The sequence below is a fragment of the Vibrio sp. Vb339 genome, from assembly GCF_902751245.1.
Classification (GTDB): domain Bacteria; phylum Pseudomonadota; class Gammaproteobacteria; order Enterobacterales; family Vibrionaceae; genus Vibrio; species Vibrio coralliirubri.
Map to the genome: position 1 here is coordinate 292,822 of NZ_CADDIS010000003.1, position 21,387 is coordinate 314,208.

A 21,387-nucleotide genomic window follows, 5' to 3' on the forward strand; every position below is an offset into this window, starting at 1 on the left:
CTATCATTTGATAGCCTTTTTTTATGCCTGCGACTTTTAGCCACCCCCAATGAATTGTACATACAGGTTCGATGATCTCATCTATACTTAATTCATGGTGCATAACAACATTATGGAATATACGACGTATTGTTTAGTATTTGTAGGAAAAACCGAAGTTAAACATCCGAAGAAGTGATTATCTATCAATTAAACTTGGATATAAACTCGTGGTTATTCTTTGTTATTCGTTTATTTAAATAATAAATATAAGGGCGAAATCATGACCGACGTCATCCGTGACTTCTTTAAAATGGAATCTGCTGGCGGCATCATACTAGTCATCGCTGCGGCGATCGCAATGTTTGTAGCAAACTCACCACTGAACGAAATGTACCAAGGTGTACTTCATAGTTACGTTCTTGGTATGTCTGTGTCTCACTGGATTAACGATGGCTTAATGGCTGTCTTCTTCCTTCTAATCGGCTTAGAAGTTAAGCGCGAACTTTTAGAAGGCGCATTAAAGTCTAAAGAGACAGCAATCTTCCCAGCTATCGCAGCTGTGGGTGGTATGCTTGCTCCTGCACTTATTTACGTGCTATTTAACTCAAGTAACCCTGAAGCGCTTCAAGGTTGGGCTATCCCAGCAGCGACTGATATCGCATTCGCATTGGGTATCATGGCTCTTCTTGGTAACCGTGTACCGGTAAGCTTGAAGGTATTCCTGCTAGCACTGGCAATTATCGATGACCTAGGTGTTGTTGTTATCATTGCACTGTTCTACTCAGGTGACCTATCAACGCTTGCACTTACAGTTGGCTTCATCGCGACTGGTGTGTTGTTCATGCTAAACAATAAGCATGTGACTAAGCTGAGCGTTTATCTTATTGTTGGCGCAATTCTGTGGTTCGCAGTATTGAAGTCTGGTGTTCACGCAACATTGGCAGGTGTGGTAATTGGTTTTGCTATCCCACTGAAAGGCAATAAAGGGGAGCGTTCTCCGCTGAAACACCTAGAGCATGCTCTGCACCCATACGTCGCTTTTGCAATCTTGCCAATTTTCGCATTTGCAAACGCAGGTATCTCACTAGAAGGCATCTCAATTTCAAACCTTACAGGTATGCTACCGCTTGGTATTGCTATGGGTCTATTGGTTGGTAAGCCACTGGGTATCTTCCTATTCAGCTGGGGTGCTGTGAAAACCGGCGTAGCTAAGCTTCCTGAAGGTGTGAACTTCATGAACATCTTCGCGGTATCTGTGTTGTGTGGTATTGGCTTTACGATGTCTATCTTTATCTCGTCACTGGCATTTGGTCCAACGAACGCAGATTTTGATACGCTTGCTCGATTAGGTATCCTGATGGGCTCAACGACGGCAGCTATCTTAGGTTACTTCCTGCTAAGTATTTCTCTACCGAAAACTAAGCATCAAGAAGTAAAACTATAATCGGTAGTAGGCTCGCTTAATAGGGAGCCTACTCACTGAGTAACAAGTCAACTTCTGAGTAGCAAGAAGAGTCACAGAGTCTCCCTCGACTCATGTGACGATAAAGAACAAAAAAGCCGTGATGGGCAACCCTATCACGGCTTTATTGATCTTATAACTAAGCTGCTGTTGTTCGAACACTCGCTCTTGCTCTATATCATAGTTATATTTACATCATCGAAATCCACAGTGACAATGTCACGCTATTTTTCAAGCGTGGTGAATATGGTCCACTCCTCGACGATTTGTTCACTTAACCCTACCACGGTCGCTGTTACCTTACGGTTCAATGCGTGTGAAGTAGGGTCGTCGCCATCGCTTTCTAGGCGCTCTTCACCATAGCCGACAATTCGCACTCGCTCTGGTTCGATACCATTCGACAGTAACTCGTCTTGAACATTGTTTGCTCGTTTCTTTGATAGGTCTAAGTTGTACTCGTTAGAACCCACTTTACTCGCATAGCCTTGTATTTCAATCGAGGCACTTTTGTAGGTTTCAAGAAACTCTGCCATCGTGCTGATCTGGTCTGAGAAGATCGGGTTCACTTCAAATGAGTCATGAGCAAAGAGTATTTTTAGCTGTCTGACTTCTTCCGCACGAATCGTTTCTCCACAACCATCATTGTCGACTTGTGATGTCTCAGGCGTACCTGGACAGATATCACGAGCGTTCACCACACCATCTCTATCATCGTCTTGCAGGTCTGCAATCTGTTCTGCTTCAGGTGTCTCGATATAGGCCTCTTCCTGCTGGCTCGAACAGGCAAGTAAAGTCATCGTTAATACGGGAAGTAATAAATAAGTTCTTTTCATCATTAATACTCCACGGCCGTTGTCCACTCTTCTGGAATATCGACCAGTAGAGCATTCAATAAAGAACCTGTTGCGTTCATTACACGGTACTTAGCGTACTGCTCGGAGTAATGCGCATCGAGGTAATCTTTACGGGCTTCAAACAGTTCGTTCTCAGTGTTGAGCAAGTCAAGTAGAGTACGCTTACCTATTCGGTATTGTTTTTCATATGCGATAACGGTTTCCGAAGCTGAATCAACATGATCAGATAAGAAGTTCTTTTGTTGTAACGTCAGGTCCAGCGCACTCCATGAGAGACGAAGACCTTCTTCCACTTGTCGATACGCACGATCTCTTAGATCTTTAGCCTTATTCAGCTGGTAAGCTGCAGCTTCAGAGTTAGCACTGTCTGTACCACCGTTGTAGAGGTTGTATCGCATTCTCAACATAGCGAGTGTTTCTTGACTTGAGCCTTCATCACCACCTGCATCGTCACGCCATGACTGTGATGCTTCGATGGAGAAGGTCGGATAGTTCACGCCTTTCGATTGTTTGTATTGGAAGTGTGCAGCATCAACGTCAGCTGCTGCAATTTTTATAACGGGGTGTTTGTCTAAGGCATCAACAATGGCGTCCGTTAACGACAAAGGAATTCTAGAAATATCGGCTCTTGGGTAAATCAAGCCTAAAGGTTCTTGACCAACCACTCGTCTAAATTGGGTGTGTGTATCGATCAAATTATTCTGTGCGGCCAATAAGTTACCGTGAGCTTTTGCTATCCTAGCTTCAACTTGCGACACATCCGCAGTTGAACCTATTCCGGAGTTAGCCCGTTTCTTAATGTCTTTATAGATTTTTTTGTGTATTGAAAGGTTACTTTCAGACAGTGCCAGCACTTCAGTGGCCTTTACTGCGTCTAGATAGATTTGGGTCACCTCCAGTGCTTTGTCTTCGGCATCCGCAATCAATTGCAATCGAACCGACTCGGCTTCTGCGGCGGTACGATCAATGTCGTACAGAGTCGCGGAACCATCCCACAGCAATTGAGTGAGGGAAATCGTCGCTTCCTTTCGTGTTAGATCCGTATCGGGACCGTTGTTTGGTGCAGGATTTATACCTTCATAACCAATACCAGCGTCAAGGTCGATACTTGGCTTGTATGCTCCTCCTGAGGCATCGTTACGTTTTCGCACGCTCACATATTCGTTGAAGATGCTTTTTATCTCTGGATTTGTTGCCAAAGTAATTGCTACAGATTGTTCCAGAGTTTGAGCGATGACTGGTGTCGCACTAATTAAGCAACACATGATGGATAATTTAAACAATTTCAAAGTAGTTCTCCTTCTACTTTCAATGTCTCATCCGTTTCCCAATCTACGTTTACCGTTGAATTGAGAGAAGTGTATTAAACGAAGCTTAGGACATTTGCAAAAAAATGCGAAGTTTGTTGGTTTTTTTTTGAATGTAAGTCGCTATTGCCATTGACTAATTTAAAAAGCACCAGATTTACCAACTTTTAGTGAGTTGATTATCAATAGTGCCACTACTAGATTTATTGTAGGAAATAGCCACAGCGCAGGGTGGGATTGATTCCGCGTTTGGCGTGTTCTGGGCAGAAGTGGGAATATGGATATGGGAAATATCAACCTTAGTATACTAGGCCTTGTTAACGGGAGTGTAGTACTCGACGCTCAAGGGCAAGTTAGACGTTTGTCTCCGGGCGAACAACCAGCTGCTAGTGACGTAATTATCAGTTTTGGGACTAGTGAAGAGAGCGTGCCAAGCGTATCTGCACGTTTTGTAGATAACCAAGGCCAACAAAATGCACTAGATACTGATGATGCGATCGCTCAAGTTCAGCGTGCTATTGAAGAAGGATTTGATCCAACGGAATTAGGGGATGAGTTTGATACTGCAGCTGGTGAGCAAGGCTCTAGTTTGACCAACAGCGGTAGGATTGAACGTACCGGCGCCGAAACTCAAGCTGCCACAAATTTTGAAACTGATGGGTTTGAGTCTCAAGGTTTGTCCGAAACTCAAAGTCTTGCTCTTTTTGATATCATCGCTTTTGCGCTTATTTCAGGTGAAACTAATGTTATTGAGTTTGAGCAGGATGAACCTATTGAAACTGGGGGCGCTTTAACGAGTGAAGACCCAGACGTTACCTTTATTGTTAAAGAGGTCGCCGGGGATAATGATCTCGGTACTTTTGTTGTAAACGAAGATGGTACTTGGACCTTCGTGGCCAACAGTCCTTTTGATGAGCTTGCGGATGGTGAGCAAATTCAAGACTCGACGACAGTACAATCCTCCGATGGAGGCGAACAAGTCATTACAGTGACGATAATTGGTACTGATGATGCGGCTGTGGCTACTGATGACTCGGGCAGTGTGACTGAGGACATTGATGTAGATGAAATCACCAATCAATTAGTGACGTCTGGTCAGATTGTGATTACAGATGTAGACAGCGACACTCCTACCTTTTCAGCTGATGGTGAGTTTAACCTCGTAGGTTCAACAAACGAATCACAGCTAGGTGTATTGAGCATCGCCCCTGATGGTGCTTGGACTTACGTAGTTAACAACGATGACGTTCAGTACTTGGATGACGATGAGTTCGTGACTGAAGTTTATACTGTGACAGCAAGTGACGGTACTACGAGTGAGGTGATCATCACTATTAACGGTGCCGATGACCCATCTGATATAACCGTAGGTGAAGGTGATTCAGATACTGGTGAAGTGACTGAAGATGTGGATGTAGACCTAGAGAGCAACAACTTAATTACTTCTGGGACACTAACGATCACCGATGTCGACGATAACGATGTCGCTGCTTTTCAATCAAACGGTGTATTTAATCCTGAAGGATCAACCAATGGTACCGCGTTAGGCATGTTGACCATTACCGACGATGGTGAATGGACTTACACCGTAGACAACGATGATGTGCAATATCTTGATGACGATGAGTTCGTTACCGAGGTTTACACAGTTACTGCGATTGACGGAACCACAAGTGAAGTGACCATCACCATCAACGGTGCCGATGATCCGTCTGAGATTACTGTTGGTGAAGGTGATTCTGACATGGGTGAAGTGACGGAAGATGTCGATGTCGATCCTGAAAGCAATGACTTGATGGCGACAGGAACATTGACGATCACTGATGTTGATGCCAATGATGTCGCGGCTTTTGAACCCAACGGAACGTTTAATCCAGAAGGTTCGACCAATGAGACCGCATTGGGTATGTTGACCATAACCGATGATGGAGCATGGACTTACGTCGTAGACAACGACGATGTGCAATATCTTGATGACGATGAGTTCGTCACTGAGGTTTACACGGTTACTGCCATTGACGGAACCACAAGTGAAGTGACCATCACCATCAACGGTGCCGATGATCCATCGGAGATCACCGTTGGAGAAGGTGACTCTGATATGGGCGAGGTGACAGAAGATGTCGATGTCGATCCTGAAAGCAATGACTTGATGGCGACGGGAACACTGACGATTACTGATGTAGATGCCAATGATGTTGCGGCCTTTGAACCGAACGGAACGTTTAATCCAGAAGGTTCGACCAATGATACCGCGTTAGGTATGTTGACCATAACCGATGATGGCGAATGGACGTACGTTGTAGATAACGATGATGTGCAATATCTTGATGACGATGAGTTCGTTACTGAGGTTTACACGGTTACTGCGATTGACGGAACCACAAGCGAAGTGACGATTACCATCAATGGTGCCGATGATCCATCTGAGATTACCGTTGGTGAAGGTGATTCTGACATGGGTGAGGTGACGGAAGATGTTAATGTCGATCCTGATACCAACGAACTTTCAGCGTCAGGTACTTTAACGATTACTGATGTCGACACGAGTGACATGCCCGCCTTTAAACCTAATGGTGTGTTTACCCCTATAGGGTCTACTTATGCACTTGCTTTGGGTATGTTAACGATTACTCCAGAGGGCGCATGGAGTTATGTCGTTGATAACGATGCGGTTCAATACTTGAATGATGATGACACGGTTATTGAAAGATATGTGGTAACCGCTATTGATGGTGTAGAGCATGTTATCGAGATAACAATCAATGGTGTCAATGACGCACCTGAAGCGACCAGCTTTACGGTCGTTAATGATGAGGACGCGATTATACCTATTCTCTTCGATTCTGAAGATGGCGGCATGCCAGATTATATCTCGGATATAGAAGATGACCATGACGACATTCCACTTAATATTCGAATCGAAAGCTTGCCAACCAACGGCAGCCTTTTGTATACCGATGAAAATGGCGTCACGAGAGAAATCGTACAGTCTGATGTTGATAACGGTGAGTTGTTTGTTCCGAACAATATCAGTTTTGTAGCTGGGCCTGGAGAAATGTTTGAAATGGGCTTTAGTGGCGATCCTGAGGATATGCCAGAGCTTGTTGATGGTTTCTATAATTGGGGGGTGGAAGTTTCACCAACAGAGAGACTTATTACGCTAGATAACGGTAATACGATTACATTAACGATCGAAGATAACAATAATAAACCGTTGAAGCAGTATCAAGGCGAACAATCTCATGTTGGTTTTGGTATTGGTGATACCGATGGTAGAGGTATGAACAAACAGGAGACCTTGGTCCTCGACTTTACTAATAATCCATTAGAGGTGGTTGATTTTGGTTTAGATGGGTTGGGTGGTTCATTTAACACTGATAGTAATGTTTATGTTGAAGTGATCTATAGCTTTGCTGATGGCACTACTCAGACGGAGCAATATCAAAAAGATCCAGGAGATACAGGGAATAGCCAAATTCTGTATGATTTTAGTTATTCTTCACCAGACAATCCGATTGTTGGGATGGAGCTGTCATCGACAGGGGGCAGTTGGGAGTTACGCTATGTCCAAGGTAACGAGGCGGTAACTGAAGACCCGCAGTTTGATTATGTCGCGGTCGACTCTAATGGTGCAGAAAGCACGGTAGAGACGGTCACCATAGATATCGAAGAACCGCAGCAATATAACGTTATTAGTGCTGCGAGTAATGAACCTTTGTATGCCGAGTCAGGCAACGATCTGCTTATTGGAGATAGCGGAGACAACATCTTCACTTGGCTAGACTCTGCGCTCGACAACGGTACTGATATTATTAAAGATTTCGAGCTTTATACAGGTGGTTCTGGGGATCTGATTGACCTCAATGATTTGGTCGAAGACCCTCAAGATGAGACTCAAATGGCCGAGCTACTTGATGCGATTGAGGTCTCTGTCGACGGAGAAGATATCGCGTTGTCCATTCCAATCAATGGAGGGGATGATGTCCAAACTATCGTTGTTGAGGGGATTGCGACTGAACTGGGTGGTTCGGTTGACCTAGGTAATGACCTAGCCGTGCTGGGAGAGTTGATAAAAAATGATGCTGCTTAATTAGATAATGTGAAAGGCTCTAACGCTTAACGTAAGAAAAGCCCTCGATTTCGGGGGCTTTTTTGTGTCGAGTACCCGCTAAAGAAAAGGTATCGGAACAACACACAAAAAAAAGCCCAAACCAACGTGGTTTGGGCGGATACAAGTATAGGAGTTAATAAGGAAAATGCAGTAATTAAAAAAGCAGTGAGAAGAACAAGTTTGACGGCCTGTTAAACTTCTAAATACGCTGTTTTCTACCTAATTTATGACCCTCCATTTCCATTTCAGTTCCAAGAAAATTCATTATTTTTTTCTTTTTTTGTAAACACACAGTGATTCAATCGGTTAGTGCTGAGTTTTATTAACTGGTACGACCAATTTGTGAAAATGTGATGTTGCTTGCTTGTTAAATAAATGTACTAAGCGTATATTTCAAACAGTTGTTTAATACGAGTGATTGAAATGGCACCAAGAAGTACAACCAAAGACAAAATCTTAGATGTGGCTGAAGGCTTATTTGCTGAGCACGGTTTTAATGACACCTCTTTACGTACGATTACGAGTAAAGCGAATGTCAACTTAGCTTCAGTGAACTATCACTTTGGCGATAAGAAGACTCTGGTTCGTGCGGTACTCAATCGTTACTTAGAAGCATTTATGCCAGCACTGCAAGATGCATTAGTGAACTTAAACTTGAACGAAACGTATTCTATGAGTGACGTGTTTGAGTCTTTGAGACAGCCACTAAGAGCACTTAATGATGTTAGGCCAAATGGTACCAGCCGATTCATGCTACTCATCGGCAGAGGTTATACGGATGTGCAAGGGCACTTGCGTTGGTTCATTACTACCCGTTATAGCGAAGTACTTTCTTTGTTTACGACGTCGGTAATGAAAGCGAATCCGAACCTCACTCAAGAACAGTTATTTTGGCGATTACACTTCACCCTAGGGACTTGTGTATTCACCATGGCATCAAGTCAGGCTCTGGTAGAAATTGCAGAGAATGACTATGACAGAAAGATAGATGCTAAGGCAGTGGTTGATATTCTTATTCCATATTTAGCCGCTGGCATGTCAGCAGAAGAATAAAACAATAAAAAGCGAAACATTCACAACCAATATAGTGAACAAAAGGATCTGAACTATGAGCTCTCTAAGACAAAAATGGGTAAGTGACCCAGCTTTTAAACTCTTTAAAAAAGTACTACCACCACTATCTAGCACCGAGAAAGAAGCGATGGAAGCGGGTAGCGTGTGGTGGGACGGAGAGCTGTTTTCTGGTAAGCCAGATTTCACTAAGCTGCACCAATACCCAAAACCTCAGCTGACAGCAGAAGAGCAATCGTTCATGGATAATGAGCTTGAAACCTTGCTCGCTATGCTTGATGACCATCAAATTGTAAAAGAAGATCGAGACCTTCCTGAAGAGGTGTGGAACTTCTTACGTAAAGAGCGTTTCTTTTCGCTAATTATTGCGAAAGAGTATGGCGGTCGTGAATTCTCAGCACACGCCAACTCAACTATCGTAACTAAGATTGCGACGCGCAGTATCAGTACTGCGGTTTCGGTAATGGTTCCAAACTCTCTTGGTCCTGGTGAGCTGCTGTCTCACTACGGAACTCAAGACCAAAAAGACTACTGGTTACCTCGTCTTGCTGACGGTACAGATATCCCTTGTTTCGCACTAACAGGCCCTGAAGCAGGTTCTGATGCGGGTGGTATCCCTGATGTCGGAACTGTATGTATGGGAATGCACGAAGGTAAAGAGACACTAGGTATTAAGCTTAACTGGAACAAACGTTATATTACGCTAGCACCAGTAGCGACGGTACTTGGTCTGGCTTTCAAACTGCACGATCCAGAAAAGCTACTGGGTGACAAAGAAGACATCGGTATCACTTGTGCGCTTATCCCAGCAGATCACGAAGGTGTTGTGATTGGTGAACGTCATGACCCACTTGGTCTTGCATTCATGAATGGTCCAACACGCGGTCACGATGTGTTTATCCCAATGGAATGGCTAATCGGTGGCGCAGATTACGCAGGTAAAGGCTGGCGTATGCTGGTGGAATGTCTGTCTGCGGGTCGTGGTATTTCACTACCAGCACTGGGTACAGCAATGGGTCACCTAACTGCGAGAACAACTGGCGCATACGCGTATGTTCGTAAGCAGTTTGGTATGTCGATTGGTAAATTTGAAGGTGTTGCAGAGAGTTTAGGCCGTATTGGTGGTTTAACGTATCTACTAGAAGCAACTCGAACGCTGACAACTACTTCACTTGATATGAAAGAGAAGCCGGGTATCGTTACGGCTATCGCGAAATATCACATGACAGAGATGGCGCGTACTATCCTGAATGATTCAATGGATATCCACTCAGGTCGTGCAATTCAAGATGGTCCAATGAACTACTTGGCTGCGCCTTACCTAGGTATTCCAGTTGCTATCACAGTAGAAGGTGCGAACATCCTGACTCGTAACCTGATGATCTTTGGTCAAGGTGCGACACGTTGTCACCCATACGTGTTAAGCGAAATGGAAGCGGCAGCAAATCCAGATGAGAAGCAAGGTGCGAAAGACTTTGATAGCTTGCTGTTCAAGCATATCTCTCACGCAACTAAGAACACGTTCGGCGCGTTTGGCGCAGCACTGACTGGCTCTAAGTTCATTAAAGCCGACATGAGCGGTCCAACTAAGCCTTACTACCAAGACTTAACTCGTTTGAGCCGTGCGCTTGCTGTAAGTGCGGATTTCGCAATGCTAACGCTAGGTGGTGAACTGAAACGTAAAGAGCTTATCTCAGCACGTTTAGGTGATGGTCTAAGTTACCTTTACATGGCGTCAGCAGCGCTTAAGAAGTATGAAGACGAAGGTCGTCAACAAGCTGACCTAGACTACGTACACTACGCGGTTCAACACTGTTTCCACAACGCGGCTAAATCGCTACAAGAAGCGTACAGAAACTTCCCGAACAAGATGGTGGGTAAAGTACTTAAAGGTCTAGTTTTCCCTGTCGGTAACCACTTCGAAAAACCAAGTGATAACCTGACAGTGCAACTAGCAGAAAGCTTGATGACTCCGGGCGCACACCGTGAACGTCTGACTCACCTTTGCTACATCGGCAAGGAAGAAGAGGACAGTGTTGGCCTAATGGAGAACGCGTTCAATGCGATGTACAGCATCAAGCCATTAGAGCGTAAGATCTTCAAAGCAGTGAAAGAGGGCAAAGTGGCTCGTAAAGGCTTACTGCAAGACAAACTTGCTCAAGCACTTGCTGCTGATGTGCTAACGCAAGAAGAAGTCGACCAAATTGTGGCTGCCGATAAACTGCGTTACGCTGCGATTCAAGTTGACCACTTCAGTCATGACTTTAGTGAAACTTTGACGCGAAAAGAGTTAAAACCTAAGCTAAATAGCGTTGCTTAGATAAAGAAACGATAAAAGGCACCTAATTAGGTGCCTTTTTTGTTTTTGTCGTAGAAGTCGCAATAGATGCGTTAACAAATGGTGACTTAGTCAGCAAATATCAGCTGAGTGCTCCAACCACTTGCATTTTCACCACATTTTTACAGAAATTAGATGCCATTTGCGTACGAAACTTTTATCCTTAACCTGATTTTTTAAGGAAGTTGAATATGATCATCAAACCTCGAATTCGCGGATTCATCTGTACTACAACACATCCAGTCGGTTGTGAAGCTAATGTAAAAGAACAAATTGCTTACACAAAAGCTCAAGGCCCAATCGCAAACGCACCTAAACGTGTACTAGTTGTTGGCTCTTCAAGTGGCTATGGCTTGTCTTCACGTATTGCGGCTGCATTTGGTGGCGGCGCTTCAACTATCGGTGTTTTCTTTGAGAAAGCCGGTACTGAGAAAAAGCCGGGCACAGCTGGTTTTTACAACTCAGCAGCGTTCGACAAGCTAGCTAAAGAAGAAGGCCTGTATTCAAAAAGCCTGAACGGCGATGCTTTCTCTAACGAAGCGAAACAGAAAACGATTGACCTGATCAAAGAAGATCTAGGCCAAATCGATATGGTTGTGTACTCACTGGCGTCTCCAGTGCGTAAAATGCCAGAGACTGGCGAAGTGATTCGTTCAGCTCTAAAACCTATCGGTGAAACGTACACATCAACGGCTGTTGATACCAACAAAGACATGATCATCGAAGCAAGTGTTGAGCCTGCATCTGAAGAAGAGATCAAAGACACTGTTACTGTAATGGGCGGTGAAGATTGGGAACTTTGGATCAACGCTTTATCTGAAGCGGGTGTTCTAGCTGACGGTTGTAAAACTGTTGCTTACAGCTACATCGGTACTGAGCTAACGTGGCCAATCTACTGGGATGGCGCGCTAGGTAAAGCTAAGATGGATCTAGACCGTGCAGCGTCAGCGCTTAACGAGAAACTAGGCCAAACTGGCGGTACTGCAAACGTTGCTGTTCTTAAGTCTGTTGTGACTCAAGCAAGCTCTGCTATTCCTGTAATGCCTCTTTACATCGCTATGGTGTTCAAGAAGATGCGTGAAGAAGGTATTCACGAAGGTTGTATGGAACAGATCTTCCGTATGTTCAGCCAACGTCTATACAAAGAAGACGGCAGCGCAGCAGAAGTGGATGAAGTGAACCGTCTACGTCTAGATGACCTAGAACTTCGCGAAGACATTCAAGATCACTGTCGTAACCTATGGCCTCAAATCACAACTGAGAACCTAAAAGAACTGACTGACTACGTAGAGTACAAAGAAGAGTTCTTGAAGCTATTCGGTTTCGGTGTTGAAGGTGTTGATTACGAAGCTGAGGTTAACCCTGCTGTTGAGTTTGATGTAGCTGACATCTAATTCAAACAATCGAATCAAAACGAAATAGGCGCTCATTGAGCGCCTATTTTTTTGTCTTAAAAAGCAGATACAGGATTCGAGTGGCGGGATGCGAAGTGATTTAAGAGCAGATATGGGATTCGAGGTTCGATGATCTCTAAGAATAAGTGAGAGAAAAGAAGTCATAAAAAATGCACTAATACAAAGATGAATTAGTGCATTTGAAATATCTAAGCTTGGCTGCTTTTAAAGCCGCAGATGCTAGCTAATGATGATGATGAAAGTACCTGCTAAGGTCATCAATATATTGGCTATCGCGTAAGTGCCTGCGTAACCCAGAGCTGGAATGGTTGAGCGAGCGTGGTCATTAACGATGTCCATCGCAGGAGCGCAAGTTCGCGCGCCGATGATCGCACCAAACAACAAAGCTCGGTTCATCTTCAATACGTAGGCGCCAACCAAGTAAGCGAAGAATACTGGCAAGACACTGACCACCAGAGCGATACCGATTACCTGAGGGCCAACTTGGGTTAAGTGCTCAAATATCTTACCACCGGCGCTCAATCCGATACCGACCATAAAGAACATCAAACCGAGGTCTTTGACCATGTTCAGCGCTCCTTGAGGTACATAACCGAAAGTAGGGTGGTTCGCTCGTAGGAAACCAAGCATGATTCCCGATAGAAGCAGGCCAACTGCGTTACCTAGCCCGAACGACACCTGACCGAATGTCATGGTGATCAAACCAAACAAAATACCCAAAATGAAGAAGCTACAGAAGGCCATCAAATCCGCCATTTGGCTGTGGATTGAGATGAAACCAATTTTCTCTGCTAGGCCGTGCACACGACTCTTTTCGCCACTCACTTGCAGTACGTCACCTTTAGAAAGCACAATGTTTAAGTCCATCGGCATCTCTATTTGAGCACGCACTACGCGGTTAAGGAAACAGCCGTATTCAGACAGGTTCAAGTCTGAAAGACGCTTACCTGCAATGCTGTCACTTTTAACGACGATCTCTTCTTCCACGATACGCAGATCGAGAAGGTTACGGTCGAAAACCTCTTTACCGTTGCGGAAGCTTGGGTCTAGACGAGCGTGGCTATCTGGGAAACCAACCAATGCGATCTCATCGCCTTCTTGCAGAATCGCATCACCATCTGGGTGGGCAAGAATACCATTACGTCGAATACGCTCGATGTAACAGCCTGTTTGACGATAGATGCCCAGTTCACGCAGGTTCTTGCCGTCAGTCCAAGAGATAAGCTCTGGGCCCACTCGATAAGCACGAATAATGGGTAGGTAAACCTTACGCTGACCTGAAGCGCCTAAACCACGTTCTTGGGCGATTTGCTCTGCCGAGTCGTGTAGGTTCACTTTTTGAAGCTTTGGAATCAAGCGGGCAAACATAATCATACTGATTAAGCCAACCAAGTAAGCCATAGCGTAACCCACTGATAGGTTTTCGATAATCAGGCTCAAATCCATATTTCTTGGTAATTCTGCAAGCCCAGAATTCAGAGCATCTTGAGCACCTACCAATATCGGCGTTGCTGTTAAGGCCCCCGCCATCATGCCTGCGGATAAACCAAACCCGAGGCCAAGGTAATGACTACTGAAATAGGTTAAAGCAATTGCGGTAGAGAGAACCACAAGGCTCAGAATGAGATAGTGCTTACCGTCTCTGAAGAAGATACCGAAGAAGTTTGGTCCAGCTTCAATGCCAACACAGTAGATGAACAGCATGAAACCAATGGTGAGCGCATCTGCATTAAAAGAAAAGCCAAGATGTCCCATAATAAGGGAAGTAATCAAAACACCGATTGAATTACCAAGTTGGAGGCTACCGAAACGAATTTTACCAATGGCTAATCCAATCGATAAAACAACAAAGATGAGGAGAATGGGGTTTTGTTCTAACAGAAAAACAACGTCGATATTCACGGTGGTCGCTCAATAATTGGCGTGGAACACAGGGTAAGTTTGAGATGTGAATTGTATCTAAATATAAATAAATTATAAGCAATATTTTGCTAATTTACTTGATTTTGACCTTATTCTTATTCCGTATGAAAACTGGTCATAAAAAAAGCCCGCTACAGTGAGCGGGCTTTCTATAAATCGTACAGTCTAACGCCTAAATGGGTCAGCTGTTTAAGGCTTTAGCCTCGATTCTCGTTTGAGAAATCTTAGCTTAGTCGAAAAGACCTAGGTTTTCTTTTGCGTATGCTTCAAATTCTGTGCAGCCGCCGATGTGGTCTTGGTCGATGAAGATTTGTGGCACTGTGTCTACAGGTTTACCAACAGTCTTCTCTAGATCAGCTTTGCTGATGCCTTCAGCGTGGATGTCAACGTAACGGTAGTTGAAGTCATCGCGTTTAGCTTTAAGAGTTTCAGCATGCTCTTTTGCACGAACACAGAATGGGCAAGCAGGGCGACCAAAAATAACTACAAACATTTAATTTCTCCTAAATACGGGATGAGGCTCGTTAACTCGATTATGTTAACTATTCTTTAGTGAATGCCACTCAAAATTTCTTAAAACCAACTATGCCTCAATGCTATGGGGAAATAAAGATGGAATTACCTCTTAATACAATAGGTTTTGTCTATCAGAGCAAATAATGGTCACAAAAAGGATCCATGCTGATTTCTGACGGGTATCTAGATTGATTACCCTTAACTTAAGAGTGTGAATTACCCCTAAGAATACGACTTTAATTCATCTTTAATGCGACAAGTTGCACCTCGTCAAAAAAAGCGCATACAGAACGAGGCATCTTAATACTGATGCACGATATAAAAGCTAAATTCCAATAACCAAGAGTTCGCAGTTTTGTTCGGTCATAGGCGCAGGAGGCACCATGTTTCAATTTATGACATCTACAAAGATCATCTTTGGTGATGGAGCACTTTCCGCTTCATTGTCTCTCTTTAATCAATATGGCTACAGCGTGCTATTGGTTACAGGCAATACATTAGAGCGCACTTCAATTGTTACTGACTATCTTGATGCGCAGAGTATGCGTTATCAGCACATTGCCGTTTCCGGTGAACCTAATATCAAAATGGTTGAAGAGGCGGCTATTTCTGCACGTCGATTTAAGCCAGATATGGTCGTCGCGATGGGTGGTGGCAGTGCCATCGACATGGGCAAAGCGTTAGCCGCGGTTTTACCTAATCAAGGCAATTTATATGACTATGTTGAAGTGGTCGGGCGTAATGTTCCTCTTAAAACCAAACCACTTCCGTTTATCGCTATTCCAACTACGGCGAGTACCGGCGCCGAGGTTACTAAAAACGCGGTGCTGAAATCAGGCCAAGACCAAGTGAAAATCAGCCTTAGAAGCCCAGATATGCTGGCTGACGTTGCGATTGTCGACCCAACCCTAACTCATGGAACTAATCTTTATCTATCTGGACGAGGTGCGATGGATGCCTTTACTCATCTAATGGAAGCCTACGTGTGTGGTGAGCCGAATCCGTTAACCGATATGATTTGTGAAGAAGGGCTGCGTAAGTTGAGTGGTTCTGTGGTTAAAGCGTGTGTTTATGATGAGCCTCAAGCGCGTTCTGATCTTGCTTTCGCTTCTATGCTCGGTGGAATGGCGATAACCAATGCCAAGCTTGGCGCAGCCCACGGTTTAGCCTCAGCACTAGGAGGCAAGATTTCTGCGCCTCATAGTGTGATTACCGCGCGTTTAGCGCCGTTTGTGATGTTGGAGAACATAGCCGTTGCAAAAGAGCAGCAAAGAAGCGACATCCTAGCGCGTTATCAGCGAATCGCTCAGATAGTAACAGGTAACGTAGAAGCAACAGAAGAAGACGCAATTTCTTGGTTATCTGAAGTGCTTGATACGCTTAAGTTACCCAACTTGCTGGAATTTGGTGTCTGTGAAGCCCAGTTTGATGAGGTGTCTGCCGATGCGCTCAAGTCAGTGGCGATTAAAGGGAACCCTTTGCCATTGAACCAAGAGAGGCTCGTGCATATTTTGAAGCAGGTATGCGAGAAGTGCAGTTGTGGAGAGGGGGAGTATGAGGAAACTTTAATGAATCAAATTGACCATGAACCTGCTGTCGAGTCGAGTTTTACCATTATCAATTCTTATGCGTCCGAAAACAGCGTGGTTGAGAAGGGCAATAGCTGGACTATCTAGCAGTCTTAAACTTGTTCGTTGGATAAGTCATTTTATACAGACAAATAAAAACGGAGCTCTAGGCTCCGTTTTTTAATTTAACTTGTTCTCTGGTCATCTGTTTTCAATTCATGATTAAGCAGATTAGAACTGAGAGTACTTCTCGTAACGTGAATCACGAAGTGACTCTTTGACGCGCTTCAGGTTCTCTCTGAAACCAGAACCACGACGAAGCGTGAAGCCTGTCGCTAGCACATCGATAACCGTCATTTGAACAACGCGACTTGCCATTGGCATGTAAACGTCAGTGTCTTCTGGAACATCCAGAGAGATAGACAGCGAGCTCGCTTTATCCAGTGGAGAATCTTTTGCTGTGATAGCAATCACTGTCGCACCGTTTTCACGCGCTAAGTTTGCAATCTCAACTTGGCTTTTAGTGCGGCCAGTATGAGAGATAAGAACAATAACGTCGTTATCACTGCAGTTAATGCAGCTCATTCGTTGCATCACGATGTCTTCGAAACATGTGATTGGGATATTAAAACGAATGAACTTGTTTTGAGCATCTTTGGCGACAGCAGAAGAGGCACCCAGTCCGAAGAATGAAATGCGTTTTGCTTGAGTCAGCAAGTCAACCGCACGGTTTACTTGCATCGCATCTAGACTGTTTTTAGCAACGTCTAGACAAGCCATAGTTGATTCGAAAATCTTATGCGTATAAGCATCTGGACCATCATCTTCTTCAACATTACGGTTCACGTAAGGTGTACCGTTCGCCAAGCTTTGAGCTAGGTGAAGTTTGAAGTCAGGGAAGCCCTTTGTGTCTAATCGACGACAGAAGCGGTTAACTGTAGGCTCACTCACGTCAGCCATTTTAGCTAAGGTAGCAATGCTAGAATGAATTGCAGTTTGAGGGGAAGCCATAATTACTTCGGCTACCTTACGCTCAGACTTGCTGAAATTTTCCAGGTTTTTTTGTATTTTTTCTAATGTATTCATAGTGTTCACAAGGGTATAGAGAACAACTTGCTAGTTAATATCTTTTACCAGGGGGTATGGCTGAAGCAAATATCAGTAAACACAAAGCCAAATGTATATTCGGTATCGTAAATACTGCTGCGTCAAATAGATATCAAGCTAACTAGCACCATAGAGTCAGTATAAACCCAACATACTATTTACTAATACAAAAACACGGCATGAATGCTTAAGAATATGACAAACCTCAACAAAATTTTAGAAAACTACAGAATTGGAAGAGAGTTTGAGCAAAAAGAATGCAAAATGAGTATGAACTGACAGCTTAGTTACATCAAAAAGAAAGAAATTTTCAATTTGATGCAACTAAAATTGAATGACTATGCGTTGATTTGCGTAACCAGTTTGTTGATTTTGCCCATCAAGTTTGGTGCTAGTTTAGAGATCTCACGCTGTTCTTCAAGCACAGACGAAAGAATATCATTACCTGTTAGTGGGTTTGCTAACACCACGCGGAAAACGATGATTGGCTGATGTGCCCACGCTTCAGGGTTTAAACGTGTACGTGACACGAAAGACTTACCTGTTTCACGTTGCTTTTTCTGAATAAACTTAGTCAGCTCATTGAGCAACTCATTCAGTTCGATACGATGTTCAGGCTCAGCTTTAAGCAGTGCAGCTTTGACTGATTCAGGCACATAGCGATAAGTCAGTAGGCAAAGCTCAGGTTCTGAAACCAGTTCGAAGTCGCTCTGATCTTTAATCAGGTCGGCAAAGTAGCGCGCTTTGTTAATGCTTTGGTCGATCAGCAGTTCATAACCTGGGCGGCTAATGATGTGCATTGCGGCGTAAACCAGCATTGCCATACCTGAACGAGAACCTTCTAACGTATGGCTGCCTAAATCTTTTGAGCCTTTACGTAGAATGTATTGAGCATGATGTTCAATCGCAGTCATTGCATCTGGCTTCTTAAACAGAACCATACCCGCACCCATTGGGATATAAAGCTGTTTATGCGCATCAATCGTGACTGAATCCGCGAGTTCAATACCATCAAGCAGGTGACGATGATTGTTAGACATCAGAGTCGCACCGCCCCAAGCAGCATCAACGTGGAAATGACAATCGGATTCGGCACACACCTCGGCAATGTCTCTTAGCGGGTCGATATTACCGGTTTCGGTTGTACCAGCCACACCAATGACCGCGAAAGGTTTGATCTTGTTCTGCTTGAGCTGCTCGATCTTGAGCCTTAGATCATCAGTACAAATACGGTTGTCGTTATCTGTTTTGACAGACACTAGCCCTTCTTGACCAATACCAAGGACATCCGCGGCTTTTTTCAGAGAGTAGTGACCACGTTCAGAGACTAAGATGGCAAGGCCTTCGTAGTCGTAGTGCTTCATGGCTTTAAACAAGCCCTCTTTTTCCACACCTTTGAACGAACCTTGCGCTTTTAGTGCGTTGTTACGTGCGACCCAAAGCGCAGTAATGTTCGCGATGGTACCGCCAGAACAAAACGCACCTAAAGAGTGGTTTGCGCTGTGCATCCAACGAGAATAAAACTGGTCACTATCTTGATAAATCAGGCGATGTAACATGCCCAGAACTTGACGTTCTAGGGGAGTGAAAGCTTTTGAGGTCTCGATTTTTACTAGATTCTGATTCAACGCAATCATGATTTTTGAAAGCGGCATCAGGAAGTACGGCAACGCAGAGGTCATGTGGCCAATAAAACTTGGCGAAGACGTGTGAACCGAATGAGACACAAGAGAATCAAGGAGATGCTCAGTATGTTCAGAAACAAACTCAGGCTGCTCTGGGATATGAGCATTTGAAAAATCTTTCTCAATTTCACGCAGCGGCTTTTCTTCAGCCACAATATGTTCACGTAAGAATTGATTCAGGTTTCGTGAAAGTTTGTCTTCAATTTGAGTGAGTGTTGAATCTGGGCCTTCAGGTACCGTGAAGATACGTAGAAGACTGTCGAAGCTAACATCTGCTGTTTTTTGTTCCGTAACCATAGCAAGCGAGTTATTTTTCTAATATTGACGCGAGCGGGACAATCTAAACGAAAACGGGAACAATGTCCCGTCTTAATTATGAAATCCAACTTCTCAAAAAAGCATATTAAATGAGGGGTTATTTACACTTAATCGCTTCAAGTTTACTGATCGACTGGTTGTAACGCTGTAGCGCTGAGTCGATTTGCTTAGGGTGACTAAGCAGCTCTGCAAAGGCAGAACGTAGCTCGTAGTTTTGAGCGTGAGGCGTTGATTGGCGGTCATCGAACGTTGTTTTCGCGATTTTACCAAGCTCATCATCACGTGTTGATAGCGTTTTAATGTCGTGTTGCTCAAGCTGCAACCAACCTTCTACAGGCTGCTCTGTTGCCACTTTGCTTGAATCGTTCACAAGGTAGTAGTTAACCGCAGCACGGTTAAGCTCAAAGTGGTGCTTACGACCTTCTAGGAACCACTCACTCACTTCTGTTAGCTCTGGATATTGCTCAGAGGTTAATGCAGCAAGGTCGGCATACCAATTCAAAGAAGCGTCGATGTACGCATCATATTTTTTTGCTTGGCACTGGTTTGTCTCAGACATTGAATCTGCTGCAAAAGAGAAAGTAGAAGTTGAAGCTAGCAGTAATGCGACGCAAAGGCGTTTCATAGTGGTTCCTTTTGTAAGTTTATTCTTTTTATAACTTTGTCGTTACAGATTACCGTGATCGTTATTTGTTGAGCAATGACACTTAGTGTCTTTTTATTTCGGTAACTGTATCGATGTCTTGGGCATTGGTATTCGAGTTGCATTCTAATCTAAAACAAACGCTATTCCTGCGATCTAGTTAGCAAGAGATACAAAGAACAACATCAATATCGGAACAAGCAAACTGAGGATAAAGCCACTGACGATAGCGATAGGCACACATCGAACGCCGCCTGTTGTTTGAATGACCGGTAAGGTGAAGTCCATCGCAGTAGCACCAGCATAACCAATGGAAGTGCATGGATAGCTGCGAATCAGCACTGGAATCAGTACCAAGGCAACTAACTCTCTTAACAGTTCAAGCATGAAAGACGCGCCACCATAGACAGGACCAAAGGCGTCACCCATTAAGATACCAGCCAGAGAATACCAACCAAATCCAGAAGACATCGCCAAGGCTTTGAAGAGAGGGATATCTAGGATGTAAGCCGCGATTACACCACCCAACATTGAGGTGATGATAATCGTGATTGCGATAACCATGCCGTGCTTGTTGAGTAAGATCTGACGAAGTGTGAGTCCGCTATTACGCAGTTGGATGCCGATAAAGAACAGGAGAACAAACAGAATCCATTCGCTTGCGGTATCAACCCAATCGAGGCCAATAGGCAGTACTAAGCCAGCGATAAGGCCTGAACCCACCACTAGGATCAGCTTGGCAGATTCCATCGCCATCGAAGAGAGGGGAAGCTTCTTCTTGCTACTGTCGGTTTTGAGTGGCAATAACTTATCAATAGCGGGCAATGCCATTAGGTGACAAACGCTTAAGCAGACAAAGAAAGTGACGGTATATAGAAGGATTGTCTGCAGATTACTGCCTAGGTTATCGAGGGCGGCTAAGCTTAGTCCCATCAACGCCAGAATCACGTAGATCAACCGCGATGTTGAGCGGTTGATAAATTCTAATGTCTGAGCGTTCGAAATTGCAAAAAGATACCCCACGACGAGTGGCGCAAATATAAAGATCATCCCTGTAAACATGCTTTCCCCATTGCATTTACTT

General features: G+C 44.2%; 14 protein-coding genes. 6 read left to right on the forward strand and 8 right to left on the reverse strand.

The genetic code is table 11. The features are described 5' to 3' along the window. The first annotated feature begins 262 nt into the window (after nucleotides 1-262). Nucleotides 263-1,426: a Na+/H+ antiporter NhaA gene (gene nhaA, locus HRQ85_RS17260; protein ID WP_048609224.1), complete on the forward strand. Its 1,164-nt coding sequence runs from the start codon at nucleotides 263-265 to the stop codon at nucleotides 1,424-1,426. 242 nt (nucleotides 1,427-1,668) lie between these two features. Here the strand turns inward: nhaA and HRQ85_RS17265 are convergent, their stop codons facing one another. Both HRQ85_RS17265 and HRQ85_RS17270 read right to left on the reverse strand, forming a co-directional pair. Next, nucleotides 1,669-2,280, reverse strand: coding sequence for an OmpA family protein (locus tag HRQ85_RS17265; RefSeq protein ID WP_048617519.1), 612 nt, complete (start codon nucleotides 2,278-2,280; stop codon nucleotides 1,669-1,671). Then, on the reverse strand, nucleotides 2,280-3,587 hold the full coding sequence (locus HRQ85_RS17270; protein WP_048617517.1) for a TolC family outer membrane protein: 1,308 nt from the start codon (nucleotides 3,585-3,587) through the stop codon (nucleotides 2,280-2,282). The genes HRQ85_RS17265 and HRQ85_RS17270 overlap by 1 nt, the downstream gene beginning before the upstream one ends. Before the next feature lie 301 nt (nucleotides 3,588-3,888). On the opposite strand from HRQ85_RS17270, the gene HRQ85_RS17275 reads away from it, so the two are divergent. The 4 genes from HRQ85_RS17275 (at nucleotide 3,889) to fabV (ending at nucleotide 12,522) form a co-directional block, all read left to right on the forward strand. Next, on the forward strand, nucleotides 3,889-7,698 hold the full coding sequence (locus HRQ85_RS17275) for a VCBS domain-containing protein (RefSeq protein WP_172380219.1): 3,810 nt from the start codon (nucleotides 3,889-3,891) through the stop codon (nucleotides 7,696-7,698). A gap of 444 nt (nucleotides 7,699-8,142) precedes the next feature. Beyond that, nucleotides 8,143-8,772 (forward strand): TetR/AcrR family transcriptional regulator, encoded by a 630-nt coding sequence (locus tag HRQ85_RS17280; RefSeq protein WP_017065403.1) that lies wholly within the window; start codon nucleotides 8,143-8,145, stop codon nucleotides 8,770-8,772. A gap of 55 nt (nucleotides 8,773-8,827) precedes the next feature. Continuing rightward, nucleotides 8,828-11,110, forward strand: a complete 2,283-nt coding sequence (locus HRQ85_RS17285) for an acyl-CoA dehydrogenase (RefSeq protein WP_048609220.1) — start codon at nucleotides 8,828-8,830, stop codon at nucleotides 11,108-11,110. Between the two features lie 209 nt (nucleotides 11,111-11,319). Then, nucleotides 11,320-12,522: an enoyl-ACP reductase FabV gene (fabV, locus tag HRQ85_RS17290; RefSeq protein ID WP_029405477.1), complete on the forward strand. Its 1,203-nt coding sequence runs from the start codon at nucleotides 11,320-11,322 to the stop codon at nucleotides 12,520-12,522. Between the two features lie 240 nt (nucleotides 12,523-12,762). Here the strand turns inward: fabV and HRQ85_RS17295 are convergent, their stop codons facing one another. Continuing rightward, nucleotides 12,763-14,445: an aspartate:alanine antiporter gene (locus HRQ85_RS17295; protein ID WP_017060395.1), complete on the reverse strand. Its 1,683-nt coding sequence runs from the start codon at nucleotides 14,443-14,445 to the stop codon at nucleotides 12,763-12,765. Between the two features lie 250 nt (nucleotides 14,446-14,695). Then, nucleotides 14,696-14,959 (reverse strand): GrxA family glutaredoxin, encoded by a 264-nt coding sequence (locus HRQ85_RS17300; RefSeq protein ID WP_009847069.1) that lies wholly within the window; start codon nucleotides 14,957-14,959, stop codon nucleotides 14,696-14,698. A gap of 406 nt (nucleotides 14,960-15,365) precedes the next feature. Between HRQ85_RS17300 and HRQ85_RS17305 the strand changes: the two genes are divergently transcribed. Beyond that, on the forward strand, nucleotides 15,366-16,658 hold the full coding sequence (locus HRQ85_RS17305; RefSeq protein WP_059019308.1) for an iron-containing alcohol dehydrogenase: 1,293 nt from the start codon (nucleotides 15,366-15,368) through the stop codon (nucleotides 16,656-16,658). Nucleotides 16,659-16,781: 123 nt separating this feature from the next. Here HRQ85_RS17305 and HRQ85_RS17310 read toward each other — a convergent pair whose 3' ends face one another. The 4 genes from HRQ85_RS17310 to HRQ85_RS17325 all read right to left on the reverse strand — a co-directional run bounded on the left by HRQ85_RS17310 (nucleotide 16,782) and on the right by HRQ85_RS17325 (nucleotide 21,365). Continuing rightward, complete coding sequence (locus HRQ85_RS17310) at nucleotides 16,782-17,636, reverse strand: MurR/RpiR family transcriptional regulator (RefSeq protein ID WP_004734686.1); 855 nt, start codon at nucleotides 17,634-17,636, stop codon at nucleotides 16,782-16,784. A 359-nt stretch (nucleotides 17,637-17,995) separates the two neighbouring features. Next, nucleotides 17,996-19,639, reverse strand: coding sequence for a pyridoxal-dependent aspartate 1-decarboxylase PanP (gene panP / locus HRQ85_RS17315; RefSeq protein ID WP_172380220.1), 1,644 nt, complete (start codon nucleotides 19,637-19,639; stop codon nucleotides 17,996-17,998). A gap of 118 nt (nucleotides 19,640-19,757) precedes the next feature. Further along, nucleotides 19,758-20,285, reverse strand: a complete 528-nt coding sequence (locus HRQ85_RS17320) for a hypothetical protein (protein WP_017065407.1) — start codon at nucleotides 20,283-20,285, stop codon at nucleotides 19,758-19,760. 174 nt (nucleotides 20,286-20,459) lie between these two features. Continuing rightward, nucleotides 20,460-21,365, reverse strand: a complete 906-nt coding sequence (locus HRQ85_RS17325) for a lysine exporter LysO family protein (protein ID WP_172380221.1) — start codon at nucleotides 21,363-21,365, stop codon at nucleotides 20,460-20,462. Between the last annotated feature and the right edge of the window lie 22 nt (nucleotides 21,366-21,387).